We start from the raw sequence: 23,398 nt of genomic DNA, 5'->3' as shown, positions 1-23,398 counted from the left end.
TTAATTGAGGTTTAGTTAAGTAAAAATCAAAATTTAATTGCTTGAAAAATTTGTATATTGATAATTCATTTGATATAATTGTGTTTTGAAACATTTATGTATAGCTCCTTGCTATCATTGTTGTGTGATAACTCAATTATAACAAGGATTTATCATAAATGTTTTTTTATTTTTATTCAGTTGTAAAATTATTCAAGCATTTTTGCACTATTATAGATAATAAATAAAAAGAAAGAAGAAACACATTTTCCTCAAGATGATGAATTAATTTATGTATTAGAGTAAGAAAACCATAAAGATAGATAAAGTTAAGGATAAAGCATACTTAAGTTTTCAATATGGATATGAAGCAATGGAGCTTTGGATTAATAATGAATATGCAGATATGAAGATCTGTCCGCCTTATATTTATTATATAAGTAAATATTTAAAGAAAGGCGAAAATAAAATTTGCGTTGAAGTTGCAACAACCTTAGATAGGGATTGTTTCACTAGACTAGATCCTCCATTTATTTTATGGCATGATTCAATTGACCAACTGGAAAGTATGGAGAAATAAAGTTATATTATTCTAAAATAAATTAGTAAAAAGCGTATTTGTAAACTATAAAGCCTATATCTTATTTTACCTTGTACTTTAAGATATGAGCTTAATTATACCTGTAAAAAGCCCAAATAGGCGAATGTAAAAAATAGATTTATTGTATGGTACTCTTAATACTAAGAAACTTTATCAAAAAATAATTATTTAATAATACAATATAATATTATTGACCATATCACTAATTAGTGATATATTTAATCCATGAAGTATAAAAAAATAACTTATGGAAGTATAAATAATTCAAATTTAAAAGTTCTTATTAGATTAAGCAGAACAACCCAAGGACTCCATAGAAGATCAGGGGCAATATTTGGCCAAAAAGGATTAACAACTTCACAGTTTTCTGTTCTTGAAATCTTATATCATAAAGGTGATTTAACTATAAATGAAATAATTGAAAATATCCTTTCGACTTCAGGAAATATAACTGTTGTTATAAAAAATCTTGAAAAAGAATGTTTAGTAGTGAGATATGGAAATCCTAATGATAAAAGATCGAGCTTAATATCAATTACTGAAAAAGGGAGGGAAAAGGTAGAAGAAATTTTTCCTATTCATCTTAAAGATTTAGAAGAAAGTCTTATAAATTTATCAGAAGAGGAAAAACAAGTTTTAACATCTATTTTAAGAAAAATAAAATACTAACTGAAGTATTTTATTTTTTGCAATTTATCTCTAATTAGTGATAAGTTAGTTATGAATATTTATAGGAAATATAATTAAAAAATTAAATTTATAATTTGAAAAGTAAATAATATGAAGGAGAGGAATAAACCATGAATAAAGATAATTTTATAGAAATAATTGAATTTACAGATCCAGTATGTAGCTGGTGTTGGGGAAGTGAACCTTTATTAAAAAAGCTTGAAACACGCTATGAAGGAAAGATTAAAGTTAATTTTGTAATGGGTGGCTTAGTTGAAGATATCAGGAATTTTAATGATAATTTTAATGGAATTGGAGGAGATTTATCTACAGTTAATTTTCAAATTATAAGTCATTGGTTAGAAGCTTCAAAAAGACATGGAATGCCAGTTGAAGCAAATGATTTTGAACTATTTTCAGAGGAAGACAATTCTACTTATCCATTAAATATAGCTTATAAAGCAGCACAATTTCAAAATGAAGAATTTGCAAATAAATTTCTTAGAAAAATGCGTGAAGCAGTAGCAGCAGAAGCTAAAAAGGCAAATAAAATAGAAGTATTAATTGAATTAGCACAGGAATCAGGGCTTGAGGTAGCTAAATTTATTGAGAATTTTTCAGACGGGTCAGCAGAAAAAGCATTCTTAGAAGATCAAAAGATTTGTAGAGAATATAAAGTTCAAGGGTTCCCAACATTTTTAGTTAAGTTTGGTGAAGAAAAAAAAGTAATTTTAAGAGGATATCAGTCTTATGAAAATATTAATGCTGTAATCAAACAAATTACGAATAATAAAATTATAGAAAATAAAATTGAAAGTAATGAAGAGACTGTATTATCATTTATAAAAAAACATGAAAAAGTAGCACCTGTTGAAATTGAATTTAGCTTTGATATATCTAAAAATGATACAAATAAGATTATAGAAAGTTTAAGTAATCAGGGGTTAATCAAAATTATGAATGTAGGAAATGGAGCTTTCATTTCAGCTAATTATGAACCAATGAGTTGTAATCCAGTTACTGGAATATGCAATCTCTAATAGTATATGATGAAATTGTTATTAGTTTGAAATAAATCTTAATATCAGAAGTATTGGGGAACGAGTAAAATTCTAAATTAAAAATATAGTTTAATTTAGATATCAATTAATAGATTGGATATATAATGAGTGAATAAAGTATTAAGAGGGTAACAAAGGCTTTAAAGTATGTGATGAAAAATAAACTGTAAAGTTTGGAAAATTTAATTTCTAGATATATAATTATAAAAAAATAGCATTTATATGAAATTAAGCTATTAATAAATAGAATATAAAAAGAAGAGGTTGTGAATTAGGTGATTTGCTACCTTTTTCAGTTATAAAAACATAAATAAAATTAAGTTTTATATGATAGCTATTTTGTTTTTTGAATTACTTAAAGATTTTTGTAATTTAATTGAATATTAAATTCAGATATTAAGAAGATTAATATTTTAAATCAATTTATTAATATTTTTTCTTAATTCAAAAAAAGAGTTATTTCAACAAGATTATTAATAAAACTGAACAATTAAAAGAATGCGTTTACAAAGGTGAAAAAGGTACAATAAAGATGTCTTAAGGGACATTAAAGCTATATTAAGAAGATTAATTATTTTAATTAAGATAATTAAATCAAAAATAAGTTAATTTAACTAAATACTATGATTATTATAAATAAGAAGAGAGGTAGATAAAAATGAAAAAATTAAAAATTGGTTTTATTGGATGTGGAGGAATTGCACATGGAAAGCATTTTCCGGCATTATCAAAGTTAACAAATAAGGTTGAATTAGTTGCTTTCTGCGACAGTATTGAAGAAAGAGCAGCAGAAGCTGCAAAACAATATGGCGTTGCTGATGCTAAAGTTTATACTGATTATAAAGAGTTAATTAAAGATGAAAGGATTGATGTTATTCACGTATTAACTCCAAATGTATCTCACTCAGAAATCACAGTAGCTGCTTTAGAAGCAGAAAAACATGTTATGTGTGAAAAGCCAATGGCTATAAACAGTGCTGAAGCACAATTAATGTTAGATGCAGCTAAGAGAACTGGAAAGAAATTAACTATAGGATATCAAAATCGTTTCCGTTCTGATTCACTTGAAACAAAAGAAGCTTGTAAAAATAGTGAATTAGGAGATATATACATGGCAAAAGCTCATGCTATAAGACGTAGAGGAGTTCCTACATGGGGAGTATTCCCAGATAAATCAAAGCAAGGTGGAGGTCCATTAATAGATATTGGAACTCATGCTTTAGACTTAACATTATAGTTTATGGATAACTACAAACCAAAAACTGTATTTGGATCAGTGTTCCAAATGCTAAAAGACAAGCCAGAAGGAAATATGTTTGGACCTTGGAATGCAGAAACTTTTGAAACAGAAGATTCAGCTTTTGGATTTATTAAAATGGAAAATGGTGCAACTATTTACTTAGAAGCTGCATGGACATTAAACATGATTAATCCAAAAGAAGCACAAGTAACTTTATGTGGAACAGATGCTGGGCTGAAATGTTTGGTTTAGCCTTTGCTGATCAAGGGTATGTTGTATTTAATAAGGCTGCTCATGGTAAATTAGTTCAATCACAGCCTTCAGATGCAGGCGGAGTATTTGGTTTTGAAGGAGCAGGGGCACTGGAACAACGTGATGCAGAAGCTATTCAATGGATTGATGCTATTTTAAATGATACAGAACCACTAGCTAAACCAGAACAAGCTTTTATGGTAACTCAAATATTAGAAGCAATTTATAAATCAGCTGAAACTGGTAAGCCAGTAGAACTATAATAAGAAGCCATCTCATAATATTTTTATCTAATTTTTTATATAAACTAATGTGAGCTGGGGAATGGTATATTCCTCAGTTCTTTTTATATAGGCTTCAATCAAACATATGTATATTTAATTGAAGTAGAGCTTTTATAGAAGAAAATTAATCATAAATTATTTATATACATAATGCAATTAAAATATTAAATTTTAAGTAAAATATTAAGAATAATAAAGAGGAGAAAAATAAATGAGAAATTACGGATTTGGAATAGACATAGGTGGAACTACAATAAAAATGGGATTATTCAAGATAGATGGAACGCTATTAGAAAAGTGGGAAGTAGATACGAGAAAAAAGGAGAACGGCCAATATATTTTAGAGGATATTGCAAAAGAAATAAAGGACAAGATGAAAGAAAAAGGAATTCATAGAAATGATGCTGTAGGTGTAGGTCTTGGAGTACCAGGGCCAGTCAGCAGTGATGGAACTGTTTTGAAGTGTGTTAATCTTGGTTGGGGCATATTTAATGTAGAGGAGACTTTAAGTGAAATGATTGATCTTCCAGTAAAAGTAGGAAATGATGCTAATGTCGCAGCCCTTGGTGAAATGTGGCAAGGAGGAGGAAAAGGTTATAAAAATGTAGTAATGGTTACTCTTGGGACAGGTGTTGGCGGCGGAATTATAATCGATGGAAATGTGATTTCAGGAACAAATGGTGCAGGTGGAGAAATAGGTCATATTAAAGTGGTTAAAAATGAAACAGAAACTTGTGGATGTGGAAAAACACGCTGTTTGGAGCAATATGCTTCAGCTACAGGAATTGTAAAGGAAGCACAAAAACTTTTAAAGAGTAAAGAAAGACCTTCTTTACTAAGAGATTCTAGTGAAATAACAGCAAAGTTAATATTTGATTCAGCAAAAGAGGGAGATGAACTAGCTAATATATTAGTTGAAGATTTAGGTGAGAAATTAGGTGGAGCACTTGCTAATGTTTCCTGTATATGTGATCCAGAAGTTTTTGTGATTGGAGGAGGAGTGTCAAAGGCAGGAATGATTCTTGTAAATGTAATAAGAAAGAACTTTATTGAAAAAGCCTTTCATGCATGTGAAGGTACAAAATTTGAACTTGCTAAGTTAGGTAATGATGCAGGGATTTATGGTGGAGTAAGATTAGCGTTAGATATATATAATAATTAATAGTTTGTTAATATTTCTGATATGTAGAAGTCTAATGATACATAAAGAGTTAGAAATGCTCAGTGAGTTTTAAGGCTCGGGGGTGCGGACAAAAAGTTGGACTTCTTTAGGCTTTGAAAGGAATTTGTAAAGCTGTCAATGAAGAAGTTGCAATGGAAAATTTGCTATCATTGAAAGATAAATGGTCTAATAAGTATCCTAACGCAGTTAGGAGTTGGGAAGATAATTGGGATAACTTGAGTACATTCTTTGCATTTCCAGATAACATAAGAAGGATAATATACTACAAATGTTATAGAAAGTTTAAATAGCCAATTTAGAAAATTAACAAAGACCAAATTGATATTCCCTAATGATGATAGCTTATTAAAGATGCTTAACTTAGAATATATCCTAAAATTAAAGTTCCTTAACAATATTTTGCACTATGTATATTATTACCACTAGTTGGATATAATATACATAGTGGATAAATAATTCACACACTATAAATATACACCATTAGACAAAATGAAGGATTAGTATAAGCACTTAAGTTATCCATTATTTCTAAGAAGAAAATCAGAATACACAAAAATATTTACAGCCTCGATTTTAAATTTAGGCTATGTTACTGAATAGTCTTGAATATATAATCTATGAAATAATATGAATTAACCAGATAATTATTATACCGGTTTTTTAAGCAGATAAATTAGAATTTGTCTGCTTCATATAATGCTCATACTATGGTGCCATTTAGCTGTTTTCTCATTACAAATTTTTGCTTTGTTTCTACATGAATAGTAAAGCCCAAGTTTTTATACATATCAACAAACCCCATAAAATGTTTACGTTCATCTGTAGTTTCTTTTTCGGGATATACTTCAACATAATCATAACCATCATTCGTCGCGTCTTGACAAGCATATTGCAATAATTGTCTTGCTATTCCTTTTCTTTTCATATCAGGTGCAACAAGAAAACAATATATAGATTTTACTTTATCATTTGCGTCAATCTCCAATTCATTTACTTGGGGCATAAAACGATACCAGCCTATACAGTTCAAACATTCTGTCTTTGTATTTGCGTTACACCAACCAACGATACAATCATCAAAATATGCTAAATATCCTTGTATTTTTCCGCTCTTAACATATTCAATAGCCATTGCTTTTCTTTCTTCACGCGATGGAATACCTGTTCCGAAACGGTGGTCGGCACTACACCAACACTCACAATAACAGGTATGCTCAGGGATATTGTCATCATGTGGCGTCGTCTCGAAAAAGTTTATATATTCTTCTACGTGCGCAGGTGTCAATTTTTTAACTTCAACATTCATTCCATTACCTCCACTAATATAAATAATCTGCCAAATTACAATTTAGTTTTCAGTTAGTATTATATCATATTGGTTAAATATTACATTACATATTTTACAAAAAAGTTTTTATCATTTTGGTCTGTTAACTTAACTTCAGATTATGACCAAAAAGTAATACTAGTGATAATTTTATCATACAAAACTTTTTAATTATTAACTTTAGATATATTATTTTCGAAAAAATCCCTTACATACTCAGGAGTAAATTCATTTATTATTTGAAATATACTCTATAGAAAGTTGTTTACTGTATTATTTTACTATTATTAGCTTTTTGTTCATTATTTCTGTCTTCTTCAAATTTTTTTATATCTCTTTCCAATAAAGATAATAAGTTCTTAATATATAAAAGTTTTATATATTTTGCAATTAGAAAGTTGTAATGAATTAAGTATACAGGCATGAATTTTATGAAAGAATAATTTTTCAATATATATTAAAAGTTAATAATTCAATTCAATTTTTTAACTTTTTTTTATTTCATAAAAAAGTTATCTTCATTTAAATAACATTACTAATAGAACTGAATAATTAAAAGAATGCGTTTACACGATTAAAAAAGGTACAATAAGTATGTGAAAATGATATAAATTTTAAAAGTTTCTAAGAGATATATAGATTTATATAAAAAATTTAAAAGGAGATGTATGTCATGAAATTAGGATTAAACAGTGCTATTTTAGGAGATTTAAGTTTTGAAGAATTAGTAGATTTTGCGGCTGAAAATAACTTGGAATGCTTAGAAGCCTGCTGCTGGCCAAAAGGAAAGGCAGAAAGAAGATATGCAGGTGTATCACATATTGATGTAGCAGATTTAAGTGAAGATAAAGTAGAATATATCAAAAATTATTGTAAACAAAAAGGTGTTGAAATATCAGCTCTTGGATATTATCCCAATACCTTAGATCCAGATTTAGAAAAGAGAAAAGTATATGTTGAGCATCTTTACAAATTAATAGATGGAAGCGGTAAACTTGGTGTGAATATGATAACAACGTTTTTAGGAAGAGTTCCTAATAAGACTGTTGAAGAAAATTTGGAAATAGTAAAAGAAGTATGGCCTCCAATTGTAAAATATGCTGAAGAAAAAGGTGTAAAGATAGCAATTGAAAATTGTCCAATGTTATTTACTAATGATGAATGGCCAGGTGGACAAAACTTAATGACAACACCAGCTATTTGGAGAAAAGTATTTGAAATACTTAATAGTGATAATTTTGGACTTAACTATGATCCATCTCATTTTGTATGGCAGCATATAGATTATATTAAGCCAATATATGAATTTAAGGAAAAATATTCCATATTCATTATAAAGATATAAAAATATTTAAAGATAAACTAGATGATGTAGGAATAATGGCTACTCCACTTCAATATATGTCACCTAAATTACCAGGACTTGGGGATATAGATTGGGGGAAATATGTTTCAGCATTAACGGATATAGGATACAAAGGGAACACTTGCATAGAAGTTGAAGATAAAGCTTTTGAAGGTTCTCTTGAAGAATGTAAAAAATCAGCAATATTATCAGCAAGATACTTAAGAAATTTTGTAATTTAAATAAGGCAGATTTAAATAGAAGTATTTAAAGTTATTTTTACCTAAAGAAAGGATGGAATTAAAAATGAAAGTTAATTTTGGAATAATAGGTTTTGGTTTTATGGCCATATTCATGAAAAAATGTTTGATTCTATGAAAGCTATCAATGTAGCAGCAATTTGTGACATTGAAGAATAAAAAATGTCAGATGCAATTACTGAAGGTGTTATAAAAACTACTAGTGTTGATGAATTGTTAAAAATAGAAGATATAAATACTGTAGTAATTTCAGTAAGTAATCATGTTCATAAAGAAGTTGTGATTAAAGCTGCAAAAGCTGGTAAAAACATAATTTGTGAAAAACCAGCTGCTATGAGTGTAGCTGAATATGATGAAATGATATCAGTTGTAAAAGATTCAGAAGTGTTATTTACAGTACACGAACAACGTAGATTTGATGAGGATTTTAGAACTGCAAAGGAAGTATATGACCAAAAAACACTAGGAAATGTATTTACAGTTCAATCAATGTTATATGGAATTAACGGGAACATGCATGATTGGCATGTGTTCAAAAAATATGGCGGCGGAATGTTATATGACTGGGGAGTTCATTTAATAGACTAAATGCTTTATATGGTTGATAGTCCGATAAAAACTATATTTGCTGATTTAAGAAATGTAATAAATGAAGAAGTAGACGATTACTTTAAGATTTTATTTAGATTTGAAAATGGAATAACAGGAGAAGTTGAACTTGGAACTTATTTCTTAGCGGACAAGCCAAAGTGGTTTGAAAGACATTGGTTTATAGGTGGAGATACAGGAAGCATGTACTCAGATGGCTTTGAACCAGAAGGAAAAATTGCAAGAACAACGAGACTTCTGAAAAATGTTCCGGGAAAAACAACAATGACAGCTTCGGGTCCAACACGTTCATTTGGACCACCACCAGAAGGTGTATTAACTACAGAAGAATTACCTAAAGTAGATTTTTCTCATATCATGTTATTTGAAAATTACTTGAAGTCACTTGAAGGAAAAGAAGAATTACTTGTTAAGATCCCAGAAGTAAGAAGAGTACTTGCTGTAATGGAAGCTGTTAGAGAATCAGCAGCAACAGGTAGATCAATTGATTTTGAATAAGTGAAACTTAACTTTAGGGGGAGTTTTATCTGCCAATAAAGGCTAGTTGAATTTACCTAGGGACGTGCCACTGTTATCTATTACTTAAAGAAGTAGTGTGTTACAGTGGCTAGACATCAGATAAAAGTAAATTTATATATAAGGAAGATAGTATATGTCAAATATTAAACGTTCAGTAAGTTTTTATAGCTTACAAGATTAATATGCAAGAGGAAAAATGAATTTAGAGGATATATTTAAATTTTTAAAAGAAATTGGTGCAGAAATGGAATTCATATTTTAGATGAACATATGCCATATCTTAAACACATCCATAGTAAAGTATACGAAATGAAAGATGAAGGCATTGAATATTCAATACCATACTTATAAATGGGAGTATGGTATTGAAGCTACTGTATTTGTAGAAAAAGAAGGTATTAGGTATTTCATTTGGAAGAAAAATGAGTAATACTGAAGTTATGATTAAGACTGCATTAATGGAATGTGAAAAAGCAGGTAGTGAAGTTAAATTTATTCGTGCAGATGATTTAAATATTGCAGATTGTACAGGATGTATTGCATGTGTAATGAGTTTGTTACATGGTGGAAATGGAAACTGTGTTTTAAAAGATGAAATGTATATAATAGATGAAGCGCTATTGGAATGTGATGCTGTTATAGTAGGATCACCTACATATGTATTATCACCAACAGGTAAATTTAAAACTGTATGTGATAGATTAGGACCATCTCATGATATTGCATTTAGAACTGAAGCGAAGAAAAATGGAATTAAAATGGGTAATGCGCCAGAGAAATTACCAGATGAAAGATCATTTAAGCCAAGAGTAGCAGCATTAATTACTGTTGGTGGAGCAATGGCACAAAATTGGTTATCCTTTGCTATGTCAACAATATATGAATTTACAATGTCAATGCGAATAAATGTAGTAGATAAATACGAATACTTTGGTGCTATGGCACATGAACATGTTGTAGGAAACTTCAAAGTAATGGATCGTATGGTAGTAATGGGTAAAAATATTGCTGATGCTTTAAATAGCGATTCAGAGCAAATGAATAAATGGAGAGGTGCTGATGAAGGGGTCTGTCCAGTTTGCCATTGTGATATGCTTACTGTAGTTCATAATAAAAATGAAGTAGAATGTCCAGTTTGTGGAATAAGTGGAGAATTAACTTTAGTAGATGGACAAATTAAAGTTAACTTTAGTGAAGCACAACAAAAACGTTCTCGTTTATTCTATGATGGTAAATTAGAACATCAAGTTGAGATTTCAACAAAAGCAGTTGGACCAGGTCAAATACCTAATAAGAAAGAATTACTTGAAAAATATGGTGGTTATGGTGAGTAAGATTACAAATAAAAGATTGTTTAATAAAATTACTTCAAACTGAGCTTTTAAAATAAATAAGCTCAGTTTGTTTTATATAAATCTTTATTTGAAGATTTAAGATGTTTATAAAATAAGAGAGTTAAAGCAAATTAAAGTTGATTTGATAGAACTTATTTAATTTTGAGTTTGAGCATTCAGAAGGGAATGAAATTTAAAATGGAAAAAGTTTTTGAAATAATGATTTATGCTTCACCAATTATTAGTCAATTGTTTGAAGGAAACGCAGCAATAAATATCTGTGATAAAAAGCAATGTATATATGCTTTAGATGGGAAGAGATCAAAAGCACCTATGTATACTGGTCAAGTTATTGATAATGATGTTATGAATAAAAATGGAATTAATGAAAACATATATATAAAGAAGATGAGTTTTTCTAGTATATATGATAAGAAGAGCTATGGAACATCCTTTAAAGCTATAACAGTTCCAGTTATTAATGAAAATAATGAAATTGTTGGATGGTTTGGTGTAAGTGTAAATATGGAGGAATATGAAGAAATTGTGGAAGCTACAGAAGAATTAAAGAATTCACTTAATGAAACTAATTTAACAGTGTCAGAAATTGCGAGTAGTGCAGTTCATTTATCAGAAAAATTGAATTTTATGGTTGAAAATACAAAGAATGCAGAAAAATTAATTAATGAAGGTAGTGAAGCTATAAAGTTAATTGAAAATATTTCTAGGCAGTCTAATCTTTTGGGACTTAATGCTGCAATAGAATCTTCAAGGGCTGGAGAATATGGAAAAGGATTTTCAGTAGTAGCTGGTGAAATGAGAAAATTAGCATCGAATAGTACTGAATGTTCTAAAAAGATTTCAGAAGCACTTATCCAAATGGGGGATAGTATGAAGATGATAACCAAAACAATAAATGAATCAGGGCAAATATCAACTAATCAAGCTGCAAGCTTAGAAGAATTATCTGTAACTGTAGAAGAAATTTCTTTAAATTCTGAAGTTTTGGTAAAACATGTAAAGGCTAATAAATAACATCTAAAAATCAAAATGAAAAACAATAGAAAACGCAAATTTATTATTCTTAGTAAAGCATTAGTATGATTGTAGAAAATGGTTTAGGAACAGATGAAATTGTTGATGAAAACAACAATATAAATAATGATTATAGAATTGATTACTTTATAAGTTTGATTCATAGATGAAATTTTAAATATATATGTATCAGTAAGATCTATCTAAAAGTTGTTTTATATAGGTCTTATTTTATATTTTTAATCAAGAAAATATAGATATAGAAATTAATATTATTTGTATCAATTTTAAGTTTTTACTTAGTTATTATGATTTAAGTAAAATTAAATTTATAAAAAATTAAAAATACGAATTAAACTTTTAATTTTTTATTTTAATTACTATAAAAATAATATTAATTGTAGTAATTTATTTAATAATAATAGATTATATTTGTGAGTTTTGTATTAATTAATAAAATCATGTTTTAACATAATGTTAATAGAATAGAAATCTTTTTTACGCTATAATAAGTTATGTAATACTTTTTTTCTAAAAGTAAAGAATAATTCAAAAAACGGTTTTGAGAAAAAGAACTATATTGTAGGAAATTGTTTTATGGGATCGTAGTAACTAAAAAGATGAAGTATGTCAAATTTTATCTGATGTCTAGCCACTGTAACACTTACACTTCTTTAAGTATGAGATAACAGTGGTACGACTCTAGATGAGTTCAACTAAGATTCAGATGGAGATCAAACTCCACCTGAATCAAGTTTCACTTGATTTAATAGACATAACAAGAAAGGATATGATTATGCAAGCAGCGATAGTTGAAATTATGAACGAATTCGGATACCTGGGTATTGTAGCACTTATAGCGTTGGAAAATATTTTTCCTCCTATTCCGTCTGAAATCATTCTTACCCTTGGAGGTTTTATGACCACTTATACCTCCATGACCCCAATAGGGGTTATTATATATGCAACAGTAGGTTCAAGTCTTGGTGCACTAATATTGTATCTAGCTGGACGCCTATTGCCAGAGGAACGCTTAAAATTGATTGTTCGTGGACGCATTGGAAAACTTCTTCGATTTAAAGAAGAAGATATTGAAAAATCCGTACAGTGGTTTAACCGTAAGGGGAAATATACGGTTTTATTTTGCAGATGTATTCCAATAGTACGGAGTCTAATTTCCATTCCGGCTGGTATGACGAAAATGAATATTTTACAATTTGTGGTGTATACGGTTGCAGGAAGTCTGATATGGAACACCGTTTTAGTTTTACTAGGAGGACATGCTGAAGCATCATGGAATATGATTGCAGATAGTGTTGGTGTCTTTTCATCTATTGTTGCACTAGTTATTGGTGCTGGAATTGTCGTGGGAGGCATTTTGTTTTATAGGAAGAGATTGAAGATTAAGTAGAGAGGTAGTAAATTAATCAATTCGATCAATGTAAGAAGTAATTTGCGATAAGTAAAATACAAATTATAGCTCTAGCATTTTTATAAGTTAGATGCTATTCATCTACAAATTATTAAAGAATTAGTAGACAAAAATCAAACAACAGGAAACTAAAAATTAAATAAGTTTTGTATTAAAGGTAATAAACATAAATTAAAAGTGTTTATTACCTTTATTTGTTAGGTTATGTAACTAATAAAATTTTTTATAAAAAACTATTTATAGGCAAACCTATGAAAATAGAAAGATAGTTAAATATTTGCAAATAAAATTAGGGGTGAAATGATTATATACAATTTAGATTTTGTCCTAAATGTATATATAATAACGTTATTATATAAGTTGTAATTAGAATTCTACATGAAATAAAGCAAATTTATATAAATTTTGTGTGAGAATAATTTTGTGACATATATAAATATTTAAGACAATAAAATAATGCGAAAAAGTATTGAAATGATACGCGAATGTATTAAATAAAGAAGGTCTATAATCAGAAAATGGATTTCTACTGCAAAGAAATGATACAAAAGTGTATTGAAATAATAAACTTTGTAATACACCATTCTCATTAAAGCTGATATATATAAAAATTATCTAGCTCAAATAACTGGTTTATACCTAATAGATTTAGCTTTAAATTAGAAATTATAATTATTTTATAAAAATTGGCATAAGTATTGCTTGATATATTAATGGTAGTAAAAAATACTAAGGTTATATAATTAGATCCCAATTATATAATTATCAGAATATAAGTTGATTATATAATTTAGTAATAATTTAATAGCAATACAAACTAGTTTAATAAACTGCTATAACAAGCAGTGATAGTAGATTAATTTAAAAGATAAATTTTGGAGGTGCACAAAGAATATGATTAAAAAAATATCAGTAATTGGAGCAGGTACAATGGGGCATAGTATTGCATCAGCCTTTGCTCTTTATGGTTATTCTGTAAATCTATTTGATACTTATGAGGAGCAATTAAAGAAAGTAAAAGGCATAATGAAAACAGAATTATTAGAACTTGTTGAGGGAAATTTATTTAGTGAAGCTGAAATTGAAAAAGCTTTAGATAGTATAACACTTTTTAATGATTTAGAAGCAGCTACAAGTGATAGTGATTATGTAATTGAGGCAATACCAGAAAAAATTGAATTAAAAAGAAGTTTGTTTGCTAGTTTAGATAAATTTACACCTAAACATGCGATTTTGGCAAGTAATACATCTAGTTTAAATCTAGAAGATATGATGATAGATGTTAGTGAAGAGCGTAAAATAAGAATGATAGTTAATCATTGGTATAATCCTGGTCTTCTTATGCCTCTTGTAGAATTATCTTATTTTGGAAATATGCCAGAGGATATTTTTAAGGAAGTAGAAGAATTATATAAATCAATAAAGAAACAAACTTGTAAAGTTTTAAAGTCTGTACCTGGATTAGTTGCAAATCGTATACAACAAGGAGTTGCTAGAGAAGTTTTTTCTCTTATACAACAAGGAATTGCAGAACCAGCGGAAATAGATAAAGCATTAAAATTTGGACCAGCATTTCGTTATGCAACAACAGGTCAGTTAGAAGTAGCAGACTTAGGTGGATTAGATATTTGGTGTATAGTTGGTGATAATTTATTAAAAGAAATGGATAATTCAACATGCTCAAATGATATTTTACGTGAAAAAGTTGAACAGGGTAAGCTAGGTATTAAATCAGGCGCTGGCTTTTATGAATATAGTCCAGAAGAAATTGAAAAAACTAAAAAAGAATTCAATCAAAGATTAATTCATCAATTAAAATCATCTGAATTTTATATTAAATAAATATTAACATTTGAAATTGATGAACATAATTTCGATGTAACGTGATAAATAGCTATTATTTAATGAAGTTAACATCATTCTAAGCTAATTTGTTAAAGAAATATGTAATTAAGAAAGAAGGACATAAAAATGAAAAAGACAATTATTACAGTTGCACCAACAGGTGCATGGCCAACTAAGGAAAACAACCCTAACATTCCTATGACACCAAAGGAAATTGCGGAGGATGTATTTGAGTGTTATAAAGCAGGAGCAGCTATCTGCCACCTTCATATGAGAGATGATGAAGGAAAAGGTACTATGGATACAAAGAAATTTGAAGAAACAGTAGCATTAATTAGAGAAAAATGCGATATATTAATTAATTGTACAACTTCTGGTGATTTAAATGCAACGGATGAAACAAGACAAGCTCATTTAAAAACCTGTAAGCCAAATCTTGCGTCTTATGATTGTGGAAGCATGAATTGGATGCATAATAGCTTATTTATAAATCATCCGAAATTCTTGGAAGAATTAGGAATGACTATGCAAGAGTATAATGTAAAACCAGAAATTGAAATTTTTGATGCAGGTATGATCTATAACTCTATGTACTATTTAAAGAAAGGTGTATTAAAGGCACCAGTTCATTATCAATTTGTTTTAGGCGCAGCAGGCGGTAGTGCTGCTACTGTAGAAAATTTAGTATACTTAAAGGGATTAATTCCAGAATGTTCTACATGGGGAGCACTTGGTATAGGTAAGCAACATGTACCTATTATGTTAGCAGCAGTAGCAATGGGGGGACATTTAAGAGTAGGTATGGAGGATAATGTATATTGGAGTAATGGTGTACTAGCTGAATCAAATGCTCAACTAGTTAAACGTGCTGCAGATATCATTAGAGTTGCAGGAAATGAAGTTGCAACTCCAGCTGATGCAAAGGAAATTTTAAGTCTTTCATAATAAAATTGCTAAAATGTATGATATTGATATCATAAGGATGTAGATATTAGATTATAGCACTATATGAAAGAAGTGCAATATTATAACATAAGATACATTACAAATATATTATATAGTTACCTCATAATTAAATATAAAAATAGATTTAGTTAAATAACTTTCTTTGATATATTATATTTTTGAAGATATATTAGGGAGAGTTATTTATGTTATTTCAAAAAATAATATTAATGTAAAGTATTAATGTAAAGTATTAATTAAAGAATTGTGATACATTAATAAAGAATAATTTATTAAAATAGATTATTGCTTTGGATAAGATTTATTTTATAGATTAAATGTTATGTATAGTTTCATATGGTTAGAAAGATGTCGTTAATAGGACATCTTTTTTAAGTATTTGCATTAGACGAAATAAAATGTTAATTTACGTTGGAAGGAATAGTTTATTATTATACTATGGCCCCACAACAATATTTATTAGATTATTGTTGTGGAGCCATAATCATCTTCATTTTCCAGGTATATGAGTTCTTATTAATTCAGATGGAGACAATATCTTGTCTATACTCTCTTCAGGTAGCAGTTGTTCTTCTAATAGAATTTCTCTTATGGTTTTTCCAGTAGATAAAGCTTTTTTCGATATTAAACTAGCCTTATCATAACCTAAATGGGGAACTAAAGCAGTCGCAGAAACTAAGGAGTTTTCTAAGTTTTTCAAACATCTATCCTTATTAATTTCTAACCCATCTATGCATTTATCTTTAAAAATCATTACACTTCTATCAAGAAGTTCAAGAGATTCCAGTAAGGATTCTGCTATAAGCGGGGTAAATGCATTTAGTTCTAATTGTCCCATGGAGCTTGCCATAGTTATAGCACTATCATTAGCAATTACCCTTAAGCTAACCTGCGCAACCATTTCAGGAATAACAGGATTTATCTTTCCTGGCATAATTGTTGAACCAGCCTGCATATTAGGAAGAAGAACTTCTCCTATTCCTCCGCGAGGACCAGAATTAAGAAGTCTCAAGTCATTTGAGATTTTAAGAAGATTTACGCTACAGGATTTTAATAATCCAGAGGTTTCTACAAATATATCGCAGTTTTGTGTAATATCCATAGGATAGTCAGATCTTGCTATGCCAAGACCAGTAAGGTCTTGAATAATATCCGTCAACATAAATACGTATTTATTTGTAGCATTTAATCCAGTGCCTATTGCAGTGCCTCCAAGGTTAATCTGTCTTAATCTTTCTTCTACCTTGTATATTCTCCATCTATCTCTTTCTATTGCTTTTGAATATGCTCCAAAACTTTGACCAGCTGTCATTGGAAGTGCATCCATTAGTTGAGTTCTCCCTAGTTTTATTATATCTGAGAACTCATTTTCTTTCATTTGGAGGGCTTCCTGTAAACTGGACAAAGAATCGCTTAACTTTCTGATTAACCTGATTGCAGCAATTCTAAGGGCAGAAGGATAAACATCATTAGTTGATTGTGACATATTAACATGGTTAATGGGATGCACTAAATTGTAGTCGCCTTTAGAACCACCTAACAGTTCAATTGCTCTGTTAGCAATAACTTCATTTACATTCATATTAGTAGAAGTACCGGCTCCACCTTGGAATGCACTGATTTTAAATTCATCATCAAATTTTCCTTCTATGATTTCCTCGCTTGCTTTAATTATAGCATCCGCTTTTTCTATAGTAAGTAATTTCAAGTTTTTATTTGTCATTGTTGCTGCTTTTTTTATAAGTGCAATTTCTTTTACCAAATTTAAATTTACAGTTTTTCCTTTTAAATCAAAGTTTTCTAATGCTCTAACTGTATTTATTCCACTATATGTATAATTATCTATATTTTTTTCACCTAATACATCTTGTTCTAATCTATAATTCAAAATAAACACCTCTTAAATATTTTATAATGTTAATATTTTATATTATAATAGAAGAAACTACTTAAGAAAATATTAAAATAAAAATAATTCAAAAGGAGTAATAATATGAGTTTAAATACTACACCGTCTGGAGAAAGAGTACATATTGTTTTGTTTGGAATGACAAACGCAGGAAAATCCAGTATTATAAATGCACTTACAAATCAAGAAATTTCTATTGTTTCTGATGTAAAAGGGACAACTACTGACCCTGTTTATAAAGCTATTGAGATTCTTCCTATAGGACCTTGTATGATTATTGATACAGCAGGACTTGATGATGAAAGTGAATTAGGTGAGTCAAGAAAAAAGAAAACTCTTGAAGTTTTATCTAAGACAAATGTTGCATTAGTGGTGATAGACAGTACTATTGGAGTTACTGAAAAGGATACGGCTATAATAAATCAATTAAAAGAAAAGAAAATACCATTAGTTTGTATTTTCAATAAAGCAGACCAAAGGAGTATAAACATTGAAGAACTTAATAATATAGAAAAGGAAATTGGTGTTCCTGTTGTTTCTGTTTCTGCATTAAATAAAAGTGGAATAGAAGAACTTAAGCAAAAAATTATAACTTTAATACCAGATGATGAGGATAAATTCAAGTTAGTAGGAGACCTTATAAGTCCGGGAGATATAGTTGTTCTTGTTACACCTATTGATAAAGCAGCTCCTAAAGGAAGACTTATTCTTCCACAACAGCAAACAATAAGAGATATAATAGAAAGTGATGCTATAGCTGTTGTAACAAAAGAACATGAATTAAGAGAAACTCTTGAAAATTTAAAGAAAAAACCTAAACTTGTTATAACGGATTCACAAGTATTTTTAAAATCATCTGCAGATACACCTAAAGATATAATGCTTACCTCTTTTTCAATATTGCAGGCAAGATATAAGGGTAATCTTACTGAGCTAGTAAAAGGTGCTAAAGTAATAGAAAGCCTTGAAGATGGCGACAATGTGTTAATTTCGGAAGGATGTACTCATCATAGACAATGTGACGATATTGGAACAGTGAAAATCCCAAGATGGGTGCGTCAAATGACTGGAAAACAAATAAACTTTGAACATTCTTCTGGGGCTACCTTTACTGATGATGTAAAAAAATATAAGCTTATTATTCACTGCGGGGGATGTATGCTAAATAGAGCAGGTATGCTTTCAAGGATTGATAATGCAGTTAAACATGATATACCAATTGTTAATTATGGAGTATTAATAGGATACGTCCAAGGCATTTTAGAAAGAGCACTTGAGCCATTCCCATTGGCAAAGGCAATATATGATGGTGATTTTAATTAAATTGAATCAATCAAAAGACATAGTATAATTATAAATTTATTCAGTTAAAGAGAAGTATTTTTGATTATAATAAAATGAAGCACCTAAAATGTTAAACATATATAACATTTTGAGGTGCTACAATAAAAAGCTAATATTATATTACTGCAGAGAATCTATTTCATTATTAAATGAAGCCTTAAATATTAATGAAGTTAGCAGAGCTCCTATAAGAAAAAACAATCCTGCTGCAATGTAAAGAACAGTCAATGAAAACTGACTTTTAAGCCAACCTGTAAGGGACATAGTAATGACCATAAAACCCATAAACATAGGATTTAATACTCCGTTTACTCTTCCTACAAATTCTGCCTTTGTCAGCTGTAGAATTAGTGTATTAATACCAATTTGAATGCAAGGCATAAAAAATCCATTAAAGAATTGAAAGAAAAGGACGAGAACCCAGCTTGAAGATAATCCTAGTCCAATCATGGAAATAGTATTTATCAAAAGTCATATTGCAAGAAGCTTTTGAGGCATTACCTTTTTAGATATGGTCATAATTAGACCACCACCAACAAACATGGCTGCTCCATTTACTATAAGTAGTATTTGAAGTTTTTTTTGGCAATTCCTAATCTTTCAACAATTATGAAAATTCCAAGAGGTTGTATAATTCCAACAGCAAGGCCTGCCACTGCAAAAACAGAGCCTAGTATAGTGAGAGCTTTTTCTTGCCAGCTTCCCTATATGATTGTAAGTAGAACTGCAAAAACTGAAATTGCACTTAATAAATCACACCAAACCAGGGTACGTTTAGGACGCCATCTATCTGCAAAAGTTCCTTCTATAAACGAGAATATGAATATAGGTGCAAATTCAGCAACTGAAATTAAAGAAACTGCAACTGGATTATTATTTGTTTTATCCATTACAAATAACAATATTGCAAAGTTACGAAACCATAGTACTATTTGTAAGAAAATTGAAGAAAACATAATTACTTGGACAAATCGATTTCGGAAAAATGAAGATATTGAAGAGTTTGTAATACAATTACTCCTTTCAAGTTATTAAATATTTTGCTATAAATACTATATCGTAAGTTGAGATTACATTAATTAAAATATTTTGTTTTGGAAATTAGTAAATTTATAAAGAAAAATAAGGTGATAATTATTATTTAATATAATATGGATTGTAGCTTTTAGAGTAGTATAGTCAATGAGTTTATGTAGTCCAATTATTTTTATTAAGATTAGTAAAAGATTATTATGTTATATTAAGTTTTACATTGTGTAAAGCTTAATATATAATAGCTTACAAGATATAAATTTCACAACATTAAAATTACAGATATTTGCAATTTAACAGGAATAAGTCGATTTACTTTTTATAAATATTTTAGGGGTAGTGAGAAAATACATAATTCCATTATCTTTATGAATAATAATATTAAGCTTATTATAAGTTATTAATGTTAGTTAAAATATTTCACTTAATGTGGTGAAATTTTTTAGTTTGTAGGAAAATATTAGATTTATTATAATAAGATTAAACACATCTTGTGTGATGTTAATATTTAGAAGTTTAAGACAAGGCTTATAATACCTTGTAAATAATATATATGGAGGAGAATTTCAAATGAGAAAAATAAAATGGGGAATAATAGGTTTGGGAAATATAGCAAATAAATTTGCTCATACTGCTAAGGCTATGGATTCAGTTGAACTTAAGGCAGTTGCTTCAAGAGGCAAAGAAAAATCAGAAGCTTTTGGAAAGATATATGATGTACCTTCAGAGAAATGTTATGGAAGTTATGAAGAGCTTGTTAGAGATGAAGATGTAGATGTTGTATACATTGCAGTACCGCATATATTTCATAAAGAAATTTCTATGTTATGTTTAAAAAACGGCAAAGGTGTATTATGTGAAAAGCCTGTTACTATAAATAGCAATGAAATTAAAGAGGTTATTGATGCAGCTAAAGAAAATAAAATGTTTTTTATGGAGGCAATGAAAACCCGGTTCTTACCAATAAATCAAAAAATCAAGCAAATTATTAATGAAGGGAAACTGGGTGATGTTCGCTTGCTTCAAGCTGATTTTGGATTTAACGCAGAATTTAATCCAATGGGAAGATTATTTAATAAGGATTTAGGCGGAGGAGCATTATTGGATGTAGGAATTTATACTATATCATATAGTTCATTTATTTTTGGAAATCACCCTAAAAATATAAAAAGCACTCTTTATATAGGCAAAACAGGAGTAGATGAATGTGTTTCAATAAATTTAGAATATGAAAATGGAAAACAATCACAGCTTTATGGAGCAATAAATCTCGATACTGTAAGAGATGCTAATATTATTGGAACTAAAGGTAGAATTCGTGTACCTAAATTTTCAAATGCAGACAATGCATATATTTTAATTAATGATAAAGAAGAAAAGATAGAAATGCCTTTTGATATAAATGGATTTGAATATCAAATTAGGGAAGTTTCTAGGTGTATTAATGAGGGAAGGCTTGAAAGTGAAATTATGAGTTGGAAGGATTCAATAGAAACAATGAATATTATAGATCTTGTAAAAAGTGGCCAATAGGTATTATATTTTAGAACATAGCGTAATAGTTAGTGAAGTTCAAACAATTGCCAGAAAAAAGGGTAAAATTATATTTCCAGCAAATAATGAATAAAATAAAGATTTAAAGATAAAAACATTATAATTATTTTTGAAATGAGATGATAAACTAAAAGCTGTTCATTATTAAAGATAGCTTTTAGTTTATTATATTGGTTACTTGTTGAAAAACAGAAATTAAACTACATAACATACTTAACACACAATTAATAGAAGGTACCAAAGTGAAAGATAAAGAAATGTACGATTATATTAATGAAATATCTAAATTTCTTAGGGTAGAGATATTGCTGGATTAAATTTCATAGAGTTAGACAAATCTTTTGGGTCTACAAAAGTAGATATATTAATTTTATTACAAAATGAATAGATTATAAGATAGTAAATGACTGGTAATAAATAATGTTTATTACCAGTTAATTTTTTTATTTAAAAACTAAAAATCTTCTTTATTTCTTCATACTTTTCATGGGTAAGTAAAGCATCTTTTTCAGTATTTTTGAGTTTAATCACATAAGTCCATCTTCCATATGGATAGATTTTTATAATTAATGATAAATTTATAATATATGATTTGTGGCTCCTAAAAAATTGGGTATTATCTAGTTTTTCCTCTATATCGGATAAAGAAATAGATGTGGTGAAACTATCTGTCTTTGTATAGATAACAGTGGAGCTTTCTTCTCTCTGTACGAGCACGATTTCCTTTGTATCAACAAAGCTTATACCATCTTTATTTTTTATCATAAGTTTATCCAAGCCTTTTTCGTGCTTTATTATTTTATCTATACCATCTCCATAGCTAGGTTTATTTAACGTTTTTATTCTATCTAAAGTCTGCATAACTCTTTCTATTTTAAAGGGTTTAATCAAATAATCAAAAGCATATAATTGAAATGCATCAGACATATATTCTGCATGTGCTGTTGCAAAGATAATTATAGTCTTTGGATCTATATCTGTTAACTTTTTAGCACAATCTATACCGCTGACACCGGGCATTTGAACATCAAGGAATACCATCTCAGGGCGGTGTTCCTTAAATATACCTATAGCTTCTTCTGCATTATCTGTATCACCCACAACTTCAAAACCACCAGATTTATCTAATATTTTTTTTATTATGGTTCGCATTCCTTCTTCATCATCAACTATAAGCACTTTTATATTCATAGTAACCTTCTCCTAAATTTAAAATCTTCTTCTTTTTCTAGTTTTACTTCTTGGCTTTGCAACTATTTCTGAAAGTATAATAGCTTGTTGAAGTCTAACTGAGGTTAGTTCTTGTGTAATAGAATCTAGTACTCCTTGTGAAGTTGGAGGAGTATCTTGTTGATTATTCATCTTATAATAATCATTATTATTATAAAGAATACTATCTTCATAGGATTTATTGTTTTTTACAGAAGCACTTTTATTATATTCTATATTATTATTTTCAGGCTCTGCATAAATATTAAGATTTATATTATTATTTGAATTATTATTGTTTGGAAATTGGAAAAATTCAGTTTTTCCCAATTTATCTAGTATAATTGTTGGATCGTTAATAGTCTTTGCGATAGTCTTTAATATCTCTATAGTATCATTGTATTTCATA

16 protein-coding genes and 5 pseudogenes are annotated in these 23,398 nt (G+C 28.8%); 16 read left to right on the top strand and 5 right to left on the bottom strand.

What is annotated here, in order from left to right:
* Nucleotides 1-352: 352 nt before the first annotated feature.
* From CLPUN_RS20350 to CLPUN_RS20325, 6 genes and pseudogenes are all read left to right on the top strand, one after another.
* Nucleotides 353-559: a hypothetical protein gene (locus CLPUN_RS20350; protein ID WP_242954201.1), complete on the top strand. Its 207-nt coding sequence runs from the start codon at nucleotides 353-355 to the stop codon at nucleotides 557-559.
* 246 nt (nucleotides 560-805) lie between these two features.
* The gene (locus CLPUN_RS20345) at nucleotides 806-1,249 is read left to right on the top strand and encodes a MarR family winged helix-turn-helix transcriptional regulator (protein ID WP_077849060.1); all 444 of its coding nucleotides are present in this window, start codon (nucleotides 806-808) and stop codon (nucleotides 1,247-1,249) included.
* Nucleotides 1,250-1,380: 131 nt separating this feature from the next.
* On the top strand, nucleotides 1,381-2,289 hold the full coding sequence (locus CLPUN_RS20340) for a DsbA family protein (protein WP_077849059.1): 909 nt from the start codon (nucleotides 1,381-1,383) through the stop codon (nucleotides 2,287-2,289).
* A 679-nt stretch (nucleotides 2,290-2,968) separates the two neighbouring features.
* Nucleotides 2,969-4,065, top strand: a pseudogene (locus tag CLPUN_RS20335) (Gfo/Idh/MocA family protein).
* 232 nt (nucleotides 4,066-4,297) lie between these two features.
* Nucleotides 4,298-5,248 (top strand): ROK family glucokinase, encoded by a 951-nt coding sequence (locus CLPUN_RS20330; protein WP_077849058.1) that lies wholly within the window; start codon nucleotides 4,298-4,300, stop codon nucleotides 5,246-5,248.
* A gap of 131 nt (nucleotides 5,249-5,379) precedes the next feature.
* A pseudogene (locus CLPUN_RS20325) lies at nucleotides 5,380-5,632 on the top strand (transposase); the annotation flags it as partial.
* 337 nt (nucleotides 5,633-5,969) lie between these two features.
* Here CLPUN_RS20325 and CLPUN_RS20320 read toward each other — a convergent pair.
* A complete protein-coding gene (locus CLPUN_RS20320) occupies nucleotides 5,970-6,554 on the bottom strand; it encodes a GNAT family N-acetyltransferase (protein WP_242954200.1) in 585 nt (194 codons plus the stop codon).
* 715 nt (nucleotides 6,555-7,269) lie between these two features.
* On the opposite strand from CLPUN_RS20320, the pseudogene CLPUN_RS20315 reads away from it, so the two are divergent.
* The 7 genes and pseudogenes from CLPUN_RS20315 to CLPUN_RS20285 all read left to right on the top strand — a co-directional run bounded on the left by CLPUN_RS20315 (nucleotide 7,270) and on the right by CLPUN_RS20285 (nucleotide 15,920).
* Nucleotides 7,270-8,183: pseudogene (locus tag CLPUN_RS20315) on the top strand (sugar phosphate isomerase/epimerase family protein).
* A 180-nt stretch (nucleotides 8,184-8,363) separates the two neighbouring features.
* Nucleotides 8,364-9,308, top strand: a pseudogene (locus CLPUN_RS20310) (Gfo/Idh/MocA family protein).
* Between the two features lie 443 nt (nucleotides 9,309-9,751).
* Entirely contained in the window at nucleotides 9,752-10,663 is a 912-nt protein-coding gene (locus CLPUN_RS20305) for a flavodoxin family protein (protein ID WP_242954199.1), read from the top strand.
* Nucleotides 10,664-10,831: 168 nt separating this feature from the next.
* Nucleotides 10,832-11,698, top strand: coding sequence for a methyl-accepting chemotaxis protein (locus tag CLPUN_RS20300; protein ID WP_341426122.1), 867 nt, complete (start codon nucleotides 10,832-10,834; stop codon nucleotides 11,696-11,698).
* Between the two features lie 706 nt (nucleotides 11,699-12,404).
* Nucleotides 12,405-13,109 carry a DedA family protein gene (locus tag CLPUN_RS20295; protein WP_341426120.1) on the top strand — a complete coding sequence of 235 codons (705 nt, stop codon included), beginning with the start codon at nucleotides 12,405-12,407 and terminating at the stop codon, nucleotides 13,107-13,109.
* Between the two features lie 915 nt (nucleotides 13,110-14,024).
* Nucleotides 14,025-14,972, top strand: coding sequence for a 3-hydroxyacyl-CoA dehydrogenase family protein (locus CLPUN_RS20290; RefSeq protein ID WP_077849055.1), 948 nt, complete (start codon nucleotides 14,025-14,027; stop codon nucleotides 14,970-14,972).
* Nucleotides 14,973-15,101: 129 nt separating this feature from the next.
* Nucleotides 15,102-15,920 carry a beta-keto acid cleavage family enzyme gene (locus CLPUN_RS20285; protein ID WP_077849054.1) on the top strand — a complete coding sequence of 273 codons (819 nt, stop codon included), beginning with the start codon at nucleotides 15,102-15,104 and terminating at the stop codon, nucleotides 15,918-15,920.
* Nucleotides 15,921-16,431: 511 nt separating this feature from the next.
* Here CLPUN_RS20285 and CLPUN_RS20280 read toward each other — a convergent pair.
* Nucleotides 16,432-17,829, bottom strand: a complete 1,398-nt coding sequence (locus CLPUN_RS20280) for an aspartate ammonia-lyase (protein WP_077849053.1) — start codon at nucleotides 17,827-17,829, stop codon at nucleotides 16,432-16,434.
* Between the two features lie 105 nt (nucleotides 17,830-17,934).
* Between CLPUN_RS20280 and hydF the strand changes: the two genes are divergently transcribed.
* Complete coding sequence (gene hydF, locus CLPUN_RS20275; RefSeq protein WP_077849052.1) at nucleotides 17,935-19,173, top strand: [FeFe] hydrogenase H-cluster maturation GTPase HydF; 1,239 nt, start codon at nucleotides 17,935-17,937, stop codon at nucleotides 19,171-19,173.
* A gap of 141 nt (nucleotides 19,174-19,314) precedes the next feature.
* On the opposite strand, the pseudogene CLPUN_RS20270 reads toward hydF, so the two are convergent.
* A pseudogene (locus CLPUN_RS20270) lies at nucleotides 19,315-20,204 on the bottom strand (MFS transporter).
* A 291-nt stretch (nucleotides 20,205-20,495) separates the two neighbouring features.
* Between CLPUN_RS20270 and CLPUN_RS29720 the strand changes: the two are divergent.
* The gene (locus CLPUN_RS29720; RefSeq protein ID WP_423237318.1) at nucleotides 20,496-20,630 is read left to right on the top strand and encodes a helix-turn-helix domain-containing protein; all 135 of its coding nucleotides are present in this window, start codon (nucleotides 20,496-20,498) and stop codon (nucleotides 20,628-20,630) included.
* 166 nt (nucleotides 20,631-20,796) lie between these two features.
* Nucleotides 20,797-21,759 carry a Gfo/Idh/MocA family protein gene (locus CLPUN_RS20265; RefSeq protein WP_077849051.1) on the top strand — a complete coding sequence of 321 codons (963 nt, stop codon included), beginning with the start codon at nucleotides 20,797-20,799 and terminating at the stop codon, nucleotides 21,757-21,759.
* 468 nt (nucleotides 21,760-22,227) lie between these two features.
* Here the strand turns inward: CLPUN_RS20265 and CLPUN_RS20260 are convergent, their stop codons facing one another.
* Entirely contained in the window at nucleotides 22,228-22,971 is a 744-nt protein-coding gene (locus CLPUN_RS20260) for a LytR/AlgR family response regulator transcription factor (RefSeq protein WP_077849050.1), read from the bottom strand.
* 18 nt (nucleotides 22,972-22,989) lie between these two features.
* Nucleotides 22,990-23,397 carry a hypothetical protein gene (locus CLPUN_RS20255; protein ID WP_077849049.1) on the bottom strand — a complete coding sequence of 136 codons (408 nt, stop codon included), beginning with the start codon at nucleotides 23,395-23,397 and terminating at the stop codon, nucleotides 22,990-22,992.
* Nucleotide 23,398: the final 1 nt, after the last annotated feature.

Origin of the sequence: Clostridium puniceum (assembly GCF_002006345.1) — a bacterium.
Taxonomy (GTDB): domain Bacteria; phylum Bacillota; class Clostridia; order Clostridiales; family Clostridiaceae; genus Clostridium; species Clostridium puniceum.
Note: the sequence above shows the minus strand (reverse complement) of the source record. Positions and strands in the feature narration are given on the sequence as shown.